Here is a 12650-nt window from a genome sequence, read left to right on the forward strand (position 1 = left end):
TGTAGAAGAACATATTTCCTGCCGCCACTAGCAGCAGAAAGGGAGAGGGGGAGCTGAATGCCGTTAAGGTGTGAACAACTCGATTCGACCTTTTTCAAAGTGCACATCCATCTGCTTGATCACGTTCTCCGCATTGCCTGTTCGCAAGGCATTCAAAATGGCGATGTGCTCTTCGTGGGAGAGCAGCATGCGCTCCCGTATATTAATCATGGTCTGGACAAACATGTCGTTGTCAGAGATGCCGACGAGAGAGCGGTGAAATTGCATAGGGGCTGTGAAAGAAGACACCCTGGTTGGAGTAAATCTTCAAGACCCTCGGCCGGCAGGCGCTGCAGAGCTTCCCTGATGGGAGTGCGGCTCATTTCGAATTCTTCCACGAGCTCATTCTCGGACGTATGATTCTTATCAGAATAATGACCAGTCAAAATTTTCTCTTTTAGTTTTTGATAGGCCACATCTTTCAAATACGTTTTTTTCATGGGTACATCCCACCGATCTACGCTGAGCGGGGCGATTGAGCACGCGAAGACGTCGAGCTAGCTTTAGAAGCCGCTACTTACAAAAAGATAAAATCAGTTATACTATTCAGTAAGTATGAGACCTACGTGAAAGGCGGAAAAAAGAGATGAAAGTAGCAATCGCGCAGCTTACTTCCACGATGGATAAAACAGAAAACCTGCAAAAGGCGGCAGCGTACATCGCGAAGGCGAAAGCGTCCGGGGCGGATTTTGTGATCCTGCCGGAGATGTATCTCGCACCCGCCACGCCGAAAACGGGTGTGACACCAGCACAGGTAGCCGAACCATTGGACGGACCGTTCGTGACCGGGCTGGCAAATGCGGCACGTGAGCAGGGTGTTTACGTCGTATGCGGAATCTACGAATCGATTCCAAAAGATCCTGACCGTGCCTACAATACGACGGTGTTCCTCAACCGCTCCGGAGAGCTGATCCATACGTACCGCAAGACACATCTGTACGATGCGTTTTCGTTCGTGGAGTCGGACGCCATCGCGCCTGGAGACAATCCGTATCAGGTGGTTGAAACGGAGTTCGGCAAAATCGGGCTGATGGTATGCTACGAAGTGCGATTCCCCGAGATTGCCAGACAGTTTGCTCTGCAAGGGGCGGACATCCTGTTCGTACCTGCGGGCTGGGTAGCTGGCGCTATGAAGGAAGACCACTGGGAGACACTTGTACGCGCGCGCGCGATCGAGAACACGATGTTCGTCTGCGCTGCCGATCAGGTGGGGAATATTTTTGCAGGACGCAGCTTGATCGTGGATCCGATGGGGGTCGTTCTGGCGAGTGCCGGAGAGGAAGAAGCACTCATCGTCGCCGAGCTTGACATGGACCGGATATCGCGCGTACGCGGCAAATTGCCAAGCGTGGCTAACCGTCGTCCTGAGTTTTATATCAATTAATCTCGTTTCGTGCGGAAGGGGGCGTGAGCTTTTAGCCCCCTTTTTTTCTGGCAAGAATCCGAAGCAACCTGACCTGCAGACCAACCAGGTGACCGATTTTCGGGTTGCCTACAAACTGGAGGATGTCGAGAGAGAGTATGTGACCATCGCAAAAAACGCGCTAGCAGTTGACTCTTTTAGTCATGTCGGCTTGCGCCAGTCAGGTGCTGATGGTGGTTTTTGCGTGAAATCAGGCATGTACCCAAGAACATATCCGAAAGTTTTCAATATGATGGTAACAGATAACTATAATTTTTATGGTCCTCATGTAAGCGTTACCATCATTTTGAAAGGGTGTGTGTCTTATGTTCTGGCTCGTATGGGTATTGGTCAGCTTGATCGTCTGGTGGGGCATGAACACGCTTATGACTGGAAAAGCAGGTGGAAATGGCTGGTTGGCCTCGCTGATCGTCGCTTTGCTGGGTACTTGGCTGGGCGATCTCCTGTTGGGGAACTGGCTGTGGATGCTGGCTGGATTTAACGTCATTGCCGGAGCGATTGGCGGTATCGTGCTGGTCTGGCTCTGGAATCTCGTCAGCAAGCAATTGAAGTAGCAGGAAGTGTGGGATCCAGGAGTCGCCTCGTTTGCGATTCCTGGTTTTTTTGTGCGTAAAGAAAGGAATGAGAACGGATTAGACCACGAAAAAGCTTTGCGCAGCCAAGATTTTATCGTGCGGGAATTGCCGGACAATTCGTAAAAAACCAAGTATCTAGGTATGTATTCAAAATCATACTTTACAAATCGGATTTGTACGAATATAAATAGAGAATGAACCTTATACTTTAGAGAAAAAGAAAGTAAGGGAAATGGAGGAAGGAAGCATGTCTACGCTCTTGATTATCGTCAACATCTTTATTTTGCTATTATTCATTCTTGGCTTGTATGCTTTGCAAAAGAAGCATGTCTCGTTCTCGAAACGGGTATTCCTGGGTCTGGGAATCGGGATTGTGTTCGGTCTGGTTCTACAATTCATTTACGGAGCCAAGTCAGATGTGTTAAAAACCAGTATCGATTGGTACAACATCGTCGGTAACGGCTATGTGAAGCTGCTGCAAATGATCGTGATGCCACTGGTCTTCATTTCCATCGTTTCAGCATTTACCAAATTAAAGCTATCGAACAATATTGGAAAAATCAGTTCGCTTATTTTGAGCATCCTGGTAGGAACCACTGCGATTGCCGCTGCCATCGGGATCGCCTCTACGCTGGCATTTGGTTTGGACGGCGCAAAGCTTCAGCAGGGCGATGCGGAAAAGACAAGAATCGAACAGGTAGAACAAAAGCTGGGAGATGTACAAAACACGTCGCTTCCGCAAAAAGTCGTTTCCCTTTTGCCAGCCAACCCATTCCAAGACTTTACAGGTGAGCGTCCAACCTCGACTATAGCAGTCGTGATCTTTGCGGCTTTCATCGGTGCAGCGTTTTTGGGTATCAAGCGTAAAAATCCGGAACACGCAGAGCTGTTCTCCAAAATTGTCGATACTCTCCATGCGATTGTCATGAGGGTTGTGACTCTGATTCTTCGTTTAACTCCGTACGGCGTGCTCGCGATCATGACAAAAGTAACGGCTACCAGTGACTACAATGCGATCTGGCAGCTTGGAAAATTCGTGGTTGCATCCTATGTGGCTTTGATCGTTATGTTTATCGTCCACCTGCTGTTGTTGACATTTGCAGGCTTGAACCCGGTTACCTATGTGAAAAAGGCGTTCCCGGTACTCACGTTTGCCTTTACTTCCCGGACTAGTGCAGGTGCTTTGCCACTGAATGTCAAAACCCAAACACAAGACCTCGGTGTTCCAGAAGGAATCGCCAACTTCGCAGGATCGTTTGGACTGTCGATCGGGCAAAATGGCTGCGCAGGTACGTATCCAGCGATGCTGGCTGTCATGGTTGCACCGCTTGCCGGGATTGACCCGTTGACCCCATCGTTTATCCTGATGCTGGTTGCGGTTGTAGCTCTCAGCTCCTTTGGTGTAGCTGGTGTAGGGGGAGGGGCTACCTTTGCTGCCCTGCTGGTTCTGTCCTCGATGAATCTGCCGATCGCAATCGTAGGTTTGCTGATCTCCGTAGAACCGTTGATCGACATGGGACGTACAGCTCTCAACGTGAGCGGCAGCATGACGGCTGGCTTGCTTACTAGCAGAGCGACGAAGGACCTCGATACAACCATCTATAACGAGGTAAAAGAAACCTCGATTACTGCGTAAAGCCTTATAGAATAGCTGCACGGCTCGCTTCCTGAGCTGTGCAGCTATTTTTATTTTGTACTTGTTCCTTGCATTCAAATAGTTAGAAATTTGTGGCATGAATATGAACGATCGAGATTTACTGTTACCTAGATAAGCGCTAATATTTTTATATGAAAAACTAGTGTTTTTTATATAAAACACCTCCGCGATTGGCTTGATCGTCGCCAACCAGTTCTGGGGGCGATGATTGCAGGGAATGGGGCAGAAAGCTTTTCAGCCGGCTTCTCTCTGCTGATTGGCACGCAGGTCTTAACGGTAATCTGTGCGATCGTGGCGTTGAAGGGAACGCATGAATAAGAAAAAACAAGCTGCACTGTCTATGGAGACCGTGCAGCTTGTTGCATTCTGTCTACTTATTGGACAACGGAAGTGAATTTGAAGTAAGCGCCACCCAGTGGGTAGATGATGAAGTCTTTGACCTTGTCGTTTTTCACGTAAGGGCTGCCGCGGAAGTTGATAGGAGCAAGCGGCATTTCATCCATGAGGATCGTTTCTGCTTCGAGCAGGATTTGTTTGCGTTTTTCCAGGTCAGACTCCTGGTAGCTCTTGTCGATCAGCTCTTTAAACTTCGGATTTTCCCAGTCTGGATGGTTGTTTCCGCCTGTTTTGTCACGGAACATTTCCAGGAAGTTGATCGGGTCGTTAAAGTCGGCACCCCATTGGAAGCGGATCATGTCAAAGTTGGCTTGGGAACGCATGTCACGGTACACTTTCAGCTCAGCTGTGTAGAGCTTCACTTGGACGCCGAGCACTTTTTTCCATTGGTCTTGCAGCGCTTCGGCGACTTTTTTGTTCACGTCTGTGGTGTCAAACGTATACGTCACTTCTGGGAACGTAGTCAGTCCCAGCTCTTTCATACCCTCTGCGAGAAGCTGTTTCGCCCCTTCGGCATCTTCTTTAAAGTATCCATCCGGCTTCAGGCCCATGGAGGTAGGTACCCAGCCATAAGCTGCCGGCACGCCTGTTTGCAGGATATTGTCGATGATTTCCTGACGGTTGATGGCATAGGAGAAAGCTTGTCTGATCTTTTTGTTGTTGAAAGGCGGCTTCGTGGTGTTAAAGACGACCGATTGTGTACCGGGATTGTCTGCGACCATCAGCTTGCCTTGATCTTTGATCGATTGGATGGCATCAGCCGGAAGCGTAGAGGCAGGGTAGCCGCCCCAGTCGACTTCGCCGTTTTCAAACATGGAGAAGGCGGTGTTGTTATCGTCAATCATGACAATCTCGAGACGATCGAGCTTCACGTTGTCTTTATCCCAGTAGGTAGGACTCTTGGTGAAGACAATTTTGCTCTTGTGCTCCCAGGACTCCATATTGAAAGGACCGTTGGAGACGATCGTCTTGGCTTCGGCCGCCCAATTTGGATTGCCCTCGACTGTCTTTTGGTGCAGCGGAAACAAGGTCGGGAAGAAGGTCAGCTCACGGAAGAAAGGCGTAGGTGCTTTCAGATCGAACTGGACGGTGTAATCATCCAAAGCTTTCACACCGATATCCTCTGCTTTGCCTTTTCCGGTGTTGAACTCCTCGCCGCCTTTGATGTAGTACAGCTGATAGGCGTACTCGGAGGCCGTTTTCGGGTCGAGATTTCGTTTAATCGCATAAACGAAGTCGTTTGCCGTCACGGGATCGCCGTTGTTCCATTTCGCGTCCTTGCGAATTTTAAAGGTAAACTGGGTGAAGGTATCATTGTTGGTAAAGCTCTCTGCGGTTGCGTTGGTCAGCTGACCGTTCAGATCGTAGTTGGTCAACCCTTCGAACGCTGCGTAGATCATGTCAAACGAATCCGCGTCCACTGCGATGCCAGGGTCCATGGAAGGCGGCTCGCTGTTAATGCTCCAGTGCAACACCATCGGTTCTGTCTTTTTTTCCTCGGTCTGTGCTGCTGGTGCGGACGTGGATGATGCTGGCGAAGATGATTGCGACGAGTTGGAACAGCCTGCGAGTACCCCGCCTAACAGCAAGGACAGGCATGTTGCCAGTGCAATACCCTTTTTCATAGTGATCCCCCTTGAAAAGAAAATAAACAGATATAAACTAGAGTATTGTTTTATCGCGCTAAAGGCAATTCCAAAAAAAATTTGATTGAAAAAAGTCTGTTAATTCAGTCGATTGCCGTCGAATTTTGGGAGAGTACTACGTAGGATGTGTAAAATTTGATATAGTAGTAAGAACAAAGAAAATCCAGATGAATCAGGAGTAATCGCCCATATGTATAGAATCGGTGTGGTGGGGCCGCCTCCATCTGTGGAGCGGATTTTGGCAGTTGCGAATGAGTTTGAGCACGGCATCGAATTTGTCCCATTCGTGTATGAGGATGCCAAATCGGTGAGCAGTATCGTATCTGAACATAGCCGCGAGTTCAACGGCTGGTTTTTCTCAGGGCCGATCCCGTATACCATTGCCAAAAATGTGTTGAGCCCGGAAGCCAACATCGTGTATTGCCCGCCGACAGGGTCCAATCTGTACCGTTGCTTTATCCAAATGTCGGTGGATCGCAATGAGATCGTGAAGCGGGTATCCGTCGACATGATTGAGTCGGAAGGCATTTACTTGCAGGAGTCGCTAGGTGAGCTGGATATTCCTGACGAGGACAAGCATTTGATGACCTATGACGAAAATTACGATGCGCAAAAGATCACGCAGTTTCACCTCGACCTTTGGCGGGCAGGGAAAACCCAGGGCGCCTTTACGACGCTTTTTTCCGTAGAACGTGCGCTGCAAAAGGAAGGCATCCCTGTCTATCGTGTGCTGATGACCAAAATGGAGATCCGCCAAGCGATGAAAATCGTGATCGAAAAGGCGAAAAGCTCGTATTTTAAAGATACGCAGATCGGCGTAGAAATCATCGAGCTGGAGCAGATGGACAAGATCGCAGAGCGAGCCAAGACGAGATTTCACCTCCAGCATTTGGAGCTGAAGATCAGGCAGATTCTGCTGCTTTTGTGTGAGAAGCTGGACGGGTCGCTTTTGGCGAACGGAAATGGTCGTTATCAGATTTTTAGTACGCGCGGTGCGATCCAACGGGAAATCGACATCCTCCGTAATACCGTGCAACAGCTGTCGCTGGAAGCAGATGTCCCGGTTGCTGTCGGGGTAGGCTTTGGGGAGACGGCCTTTTCAGCGGAAAACAATGCGCGAAAAGCGATTCAGCACGCGAAAGAACGACCGGAGTTCGGGATCGTCATCGTTCAGGATGATGGCGTCATTGTGGAGTCGGTCGGCGAGTCCGACCAGTTGAGCTACTCCTATCGTTCCAATGACAAGGACCTCCTGGAAAAGCTGAACAAAGCCAATGTCAGTGTGAAAACCTATCACAAGATTGAAGCACTGGTGCAGAGGATGGGCTGGACGACCTTTACGACTACAGATATCGCTACGTATTTGTCGATGACGATGCGCAACGCCCAGCGAATCATGGGGAGCTTGTGCGAGTATGATCTGGCTGAGCTAAAAGGAGAAGAGCAGCAAGCGATGCGGGGTAGGCCGAAGAAAATGTATAGGCTGAAAAAGTGAGGAAACACTCGATTCTATCGGGTGTTTTTTTGGTGTTTATATCAACAGGAGTCCTGCGAGCTCATGCGGTTTCTAGCCACCGGTTAAGGCTTTTTTCTTAAATCAAAATGTAAGTGAAAGCTTTTGTATTTTGCAAGAAGTCAAACAATTGTATTGAAAAATATTAAATCAAGCTATATAATCCAATTAAGCGAAATTGTCTTTTTATATTCGCATAATGCGAAATCGTCGACATCATGTGAAAGGAGTACCTGCTTACCAAAAGCTGAGTCTAAATTGAAAGGGCTTTCAATTTGGCGGTTTCAAGACTGATCAATCACTCAGTGTCACTTACAAAAAGAGAATAGATTCAAGAAACACAGCCCAAGGGGGATTGCTCTATGAGTGCGCAACCAGTAAACATGAACCAACATGAGCAACAGTCAGGTGGAGTCGGACTAATCAAATGGGTAGAACGTGTAGGGAACAAGCTGCCGAATCCATTTATGCTCTTCCTTTACTTGATTGCTATTTTGATGGTGATCACCGCGCTATTGTCGTTTTTTCATGTAACGGCGATTGATCCGATTAAAAATGAGGAAGTTGCAGTCAAAAACCTGCTGAGCCAAGAGGGACTTCAATGGCTGCTTCCCAATATCATTAAAAACTTCTCTGGATTCTTGCCGCTTGGATCGATTTTGACTCTGATGCTCGGGGTCGGGCTTGCTGAGAAGGTTGGTCTTTTGGAAGCGGTTATCCGCAAAATGTCTTTGCGAGTGAGTGCCCGGTATGCGAGTTATCTGGTAGCGTTCATCGCGTTTTTCAGCCACGTTTCCTCTGATGCAGCATTCGTTATTATGCCGCCACTGGGAGCTTTGATCTTCCTGGCTGTTGGCCGTCACCCGGTAGCCGGTTTGCTCGCTGCGATCGCAGGGGTTGGTTCCGGTTTTTCCGCGAACATCCTGATTGTGACCACCGACGTGTTGCTCTCCGGTATCAGCTCAGAGATTTCCAAGTCCGTTGATCCGAATGTAACCGTCAGCGTTTTGGACAACTGGTTCTTCATGTCCGCTTCTGTCATTTTGCTGTCCGCGGCTATCGGTTTTATCACAGACAAGTTTGTGGAACCAAAGCTGGGTGTCTACAAAGGTGAAAAAGGTAAAGGACTTCAAGACTTGTCCGATTTGCAAAAGAAAGGCCTGCGTGCAGCTGGTATCGCAGCACTGGTTTTCATCGCAATCATGGCAGCGTTGGTTGTACCTGCAAACGGTCTGCTCCGCGATCCTAAGCTGGGTACTGTCGTTCCTTCTCCGTTTATCTCGGGGATCGTGCCTGTCATTCTGTTGTTTTTCTTCACCGTAGCGATCACCTATGGTATCCGGGTAGGCATGATCAAAAAGCAAAATGACATTCCTGCATTGCTGACAGATCCAATCAAGGGCATGGCTGGCTTCATCGTCATGGTGTTCCCGCTGTCGCAATTCGTGGCGATGTTCAACTGGAGCAACATGGGTAGCTTCCTGGCATTGTCTATTACAGACGTGCTGGAGAAAATGAACATGACCGGTGCACCTGTCTTTATTGGTCTGATGTTTTTGTCCGCGTTCCTCTGCATGTTTATCGCCAGTGGTTCTGCGATCTGGTCACTGCTTGCGCCGGTGTTCGTTCCGATGTTCATGGCTTTGGGCTTCCACCCTGCTTTCGCGCAAATTGCATTCCGGGTAGCCGACTCTTCCGTGATTCCGTTCGCGATCGTGTCGCCGTTTATCCCGCTGTTCCTGGGCTTCTTGCAGGAATACAAAAAAGACGCCAAGCTGGGTACCTATTATTCCTTGATTTTGCCTTACCCGATCGCGATCTTCATCCTTTGGACTTTGATGCTGATCGTATGGTATTTCGTAGGCTTGCCTATCGGACCTGGGGTATATCCTCATCTCTAAGCTTGAGATTTGCCCCGGAGATAACAGGAGGTATAAAAGATGTTAGATCTGGTTTCACTGCGAAGAGATTTTCACATGCACCCGGAAGTTGGTTTTACTGAATTTCGCACTGCTACAAAAGTCGTGGAAATTTTGACTTCCCTCGGCTATGAAGTGATTTATGGACAAGACGCGCTGGACGGGCCTTCTCGCAGAGGCCTGCCCGCGCAGGCAGTGTTGGAGGAAGCTTACGAGCGTGCCCTGCGCGACGGTGCGAACCCCGCTATTGCCGAAAAAATGCGTGGCGGCTACACCGCTGTGATCGGTGTGAAAAAAGGGAAAGCAGTTGGCCCAACGGTCGCTTTCCGCTTCGATATGGATGCTTTGCCCGTATTGGAGAGCAAAGACGCGGATCATTTTCCGCAGGCAAACGGCTTCCGCTCGCAATACGAAGGAAACATGCACGCTTGTGCCCATGATGGACATACCACCATTGGCTTGGGACTGGCGGAAAAGCTCGGAGATGGCAACTTTTCCGGTACTGTCAAACTGATTTTCCAACCGGCCGAGGAGGGCGTGCGTGGCGCCTACTCGATCGTACAAAAAGGAATTGTAGATGACGTAGACTTTATCTTCTGTCACCATCTGGGCGTAAATGTGCCACTGGGTGAAGTGCATGGCGGCTCACACGGCCTATTGGCAACGACCAAAATGCTGGCACACTTCCATGGCGTATCCTCCCATGCCGGAGCATCTCCTGAGCACGGGAAAAATGCCCTGTTGGGAGCAGCCACTGCTTTGCTTAACATTCATGCGATCACACGTTTTAGCTCAGCTGCCACACGAGTCAATGTGGGTGTGCTGGAAGGCGGAACCGCGGCAAATATTATTCCAGCCTACGCGAAGATGATCGTCGAGACTCGCTCCGAGTCAGAGGAAGTCAACGCAGAGGTGGAAAAACGCGTACGCAACATCATCGCAAGTGCTGCGGCGATGCATGAGCTGGACCATGAAATTGAAGTCATCGGGGGAGCCATTCCGATCAACTACGATGATGAAATGGCGGATCTGGCACTGGAAGAGGCTAGACAAGTCGAAGGGTTCCACTCCTTTAAAAAAGGCGAGTACAACGCGATGGGCAGTGAGGATGCAAGCTTCCTGATCAAGCGAGTTCAAGATCGCGGAGGCAAAGGAACCTACATGTCGATTGGGACAGATATTCCTGCTCCTCACCATCATCCGAAGTTCGATATCCAGGAAGAGATTCTTCCGCGCGCTGTCGAGCTGCTCACTCGTATTGCGAAACGGCTTCTTACGTAAAGAAACCCTTCTATTAGACACACTCGCCAAACCTTACAGCAAATAGAGAGGATGTTTCTACATGCATACACAACGGATTGCAGACATGATCGAAAGCAAAAGAGAGTCGTTTATCAAAGTAGCGGACCGCATTTGGGAATTTGCGGAGACGCGCTTTGAAGAGTACCAATCGGCTGAGCTGCTCGCGAGCACCCTGGAGAGCGAAGGGTTTACCGTAGAGAGAGGCGTCGGCGGGATCAAGACGGCTTTTATCGGAAGCTTCGGAAGCGGCAGCCCGGTTGTGGCGATTTTGGGAGAATTCGATGCCCTCTCCGGCATGAGCCAAAAGAAAGGGATTGCCAAGCAGGAAGCCGAGGTGCCAGGAGCAAACGGACACGGCTGCGGGCACAACCTCCTCGGTACAGCTTCCCTGGCAGCTGCCGTAGCGGTCAAGCAATACATGGAAGAAAACAACATCAAAGGTACTGTCCGCTACTATGGCTGCCCAGGTGAAGAGGGCGGCTCGGGCAAGACTTTCATGGCGCGTGCCGGATTGTTTGACGATGTAGACTTTGCCCTTTGCTGGCATCCGATGGGCTACAACAGCATCATGGCGATGGACTCCTTGGCGAACTATCAGGTCTACTTCAAGTTCAAAGGGAAAAGCTCCCATGCGGCAGCAAGCCCACATCTCGGACGCAGCGCTTTGGATGCGGTCGAACTGATGAACGTCGGTGTGAACTACCTGCGCGAGCATATTATTCCGGAAGCACGCGTGCACTATGCGATCACGAATTCGGGCGGACTTTCTCCAAACGTTGTGCAGCCGAATGCGGAAGTGCTCTACCTGGTGCGCGCACCAATCGTCGATCAAGTACAGGAGATCTACGAGCGGGTATGCAAAATCGCTCAGGGTGCAGCCCTCATGACCGAAACCGAAGTGGAAATCGTGTTCGACAAGGCCTGCTCCAACCTGATTCAAAACAAGACCGTGGAACAGGTCATGTACCGCAACTTCCAAGAGCTCGGTGTTCCGGTTCACGATGAGCAGGAGCTGGAGCTGGCAAAAGCGGTGCGTGCTACTCTGAGCGAACAAGAGCACCGTACTTCTGAAGTGCAAACACCAGGAGGCCCTGACGTGGATATGGTGACCTGGCTGAATGAGTACGATGGAACCAAACGTCCATTGAACGGCTCTACAGACGTAGGGGACGTGAGCTGGATCACGCCAACCGCCCAATGCACGACAGCTTGCTATATCAATGGCTCCTCGCTTCACTCCTGGCAGTGGGTCACGCTGGGTGCGACATCCATCGCGCATAAAGGGATGCTGCATGCAGGGAAAGTCATGGCGTCCACAGCGATTGACATGCTGAACAACCCTGAGCTGATTGAAAAAGCCAAAGTGGAGCTGAAAGATCGCCTGGGCAATTCCGCCTATGTGAATCCGATTCCAGAAGGCGTCATGCCATCTGTCAAGAAATAAGCGCTTCTAGTCAACAAAACAGCAAGCTCTTCCCAAGCCGGCGGTTCCGAATGAATGGAATCGTCGGCTTTTTCTGTCTCAACATAGCAGAGCTAGGGAGAAGCAGGTTACTGCTCTGCGCTCCAGCCTGACCCATGATCAATTTTACACATCTTCCACACGCCATCCATTCGTACTTAACATGGCTCTGCTAGAGTGAGGGTATAGTCGCAGGGAGAGGTGGCGTGGGAGGATGGACGTACGGATCGAACAGGCAGAGCGGGAGGATTTCTCCGAGATGATCCAGCTGGCGGATTTGACGCTGCCGGATCGAATGAACCTGCATGAATTGAAGAAGTACATCGAACTGTTTCCTGAGCTCATTTTCAAGGCAACACACGAAGGGCGCTTAATCGGCTTTGGCTGTGCTGGAATCGATATGTACCAGACGACGGGCTGGCTCCTATTCAGCAATGTGCACCAGGAGTATCAGGGAAGAGGCATCGGCAAGAAGCTGGTGGAAGCGCGTTTGCAGGCTCTGCGCCAACACCCTACCCTTCAGCGTGTTCTCGTCACCGTCAGCGAAACGAATGTCAAATCCATCCGTGCCTTAGAAGCATTCGGCTTTGCACTCGCGAAAAAGGAAGAGGATTACTATGGGACCGGCAAGCAGCGCAATATTATGGAGCTGCCGTTGCTAGCCATGCCAAAGCTTGCGGATAAAGAGGCGGGAGTGGCTGCGAACCCATTATTGTAA

The 12650-nt window shown here is 50.0% G+C and carries 11 protein-coding genes; 8 read left to right on the forward strand and 3 right to left on the reverse strand.

The features are described from left to right. Positions 1-63: 63 nt before the first annotated feature. Both EDM55_RS24540 and EDM55_RS31505 read right to left on the reverse strand, forming a co-directional pair. Positions 64-288: an FCD domain-containing protein gene (locus EDM55_RS24540; protein WP_246070834.1), complete on the reverse strand. Its 225-nt coding sequence runs from the start codon at positions 286-288 to the stop codon at positions 64-66. Beyond that, positions 207-479, reverse strand: a complete 273-nt coding sequence (locus EDM55_RS31505; RefSeq protein WP_092267219.1) for a GntR family transcriptional regulator — start codon at positions 477-479, stop codon at positions 207-209. Before EDM55_RS31505 ends, EDM55_RS24540 begins: the two co-directional genes overlap by 82 nt. A gap of 146 nt (positions 480-625) precedes the next feature. On the opposite strand from EDM55_RS31505, the gene EDM55_RS24550 reads away from it, so the two are divergent. The 3 genes from EDM55_RS24550 to EDM55_RS24560 all read left to right on the forward strand — a co-directional run bounded on the left by EDM55_RS24550 (position 626) and on the right by EDM55_RS24560 (position 3673). Continuing rightward, on the forward strand, positions 626-1423 hold the full coding sequence (locus EDM55_RS24550; RefSeq protein ID WP_092267217.1) for a carbon-nitrogen hydrolase family protein: 798 nt from the start codon (positions 626-628) through the stop codon (positions 1421-1423). A 344-nt stretch (positions 1424-1767) separates the two neighbouring features. Then, a complete protein-coding gene (locus EDM55_RS24555; protein WP_092267216.1) occupies positions 1768-2016 on the forward strand; it encodes a hypothetical protein in 249 nt (82 codons plus the stop codon). A 268-nt stretch (positions 2017-2284) separates the two neighbouring features. After that, entirely contained in the window at positions 2285-3673 is a 1389-nt protein-coding gene (locus tag EDM55_RS24560; protein WP_122961609.1) for an L-cystine transporter, read from the forward strand. Between the two features lie 395 nt (positions 3674-4068). On the opposite strand, the gene EDM55_RS24565 is transcribed toward EDM55_RS24560, so the two are convergent. Next, on the reverse strand, positions 4069-5715 hold the full coding sequence (locus EDM55_RS24565; protein WP_092267212.1) for a peptide ABC transporter substrate-binding protein: 1647 nt from the start codon (positions 5713-5715) through the stop codon (positions 4069-4071). A gap of 211 nt (positions 5716-5926) precedes the next feature. Here EDM55_RS24565 and EDM55_RS24570 point away from each other — a divergent pair, with 211 nt between their 5' ends. The 5 genes from EDM55_RS24570 to EDM55_RS24590 all read left to right on the forward strand — a co-directional run bounded on the left by EDM55_RS24570 (position 5927) and on the right by EDM55_RS24590 (position 12650). Continuing rightward, positions 5927-7231: a hypothetical protein gene (locus EDM55_RS24570; RefSeq protein ID WP_092267210.1), complete on the forward strand. Its 1305-nt coding sequence runs from the start codon at positions 5927-5929 to the stop codon at positions 7229-7231. A 401-nt stretch (positions 7232-7632) separates the two neighbouring features. Continuing rightward, positions 7633-9150 (forward strand): AbgT family transporter, encoded by a 1518-nt coding sequence (locus tag EDM55_RS24575; protein WP_170184331.1) that lies wholly within the window; start codon positions 7633-7635, stop codon positions 9148-9150. 39 nt (positions 9151-9189) lie between these two features. Further along, positions 9190-10449 carry an amidohydrolase gene (locus EDM55_RS24580; protein ID WP_122961610.1) on the forward strand — a complete coding sequence of 420 codons (1260 nt, stop codon included), beginning with the start codon at positions 9190-9192 and terminating at the stop codon, positions 10447-10449. Positions 10450-10510: 61 nt separating this feature from the next. After that, on the forward strand, positions 10511-11914 hold the full coding sequence (locus EDM55_RS24585; protein ID WP_092267204.1) for a M20 family metallopeptidase: 1404 nt from the start codon (positions 10511-10513) through the stop codon (positions 11912-11914). 232 nt (positions 11915-12146) lie between these two features. Next, positions 12147-12650: a GNAT family N-acetyltransferase gene (locus EDM55_RS24590; RefSeq protein WP_092267202.1), complete on the forward strand. Its 504-nt coding sequence runs from the start codon at positions 12147-12149 to the stop codon at positions 12648-12650.

It is taken from the genome of Brevibacillus centrosporus (assembly GCF_003710815.1).
In the GTDB taxonomy this organism is placed as follows: Bacteria; Bacillota; Bacilli; order Brevibacillales; family Brevibacillaceae; genus Brevibacillus; species Brevibacillus centrosporus.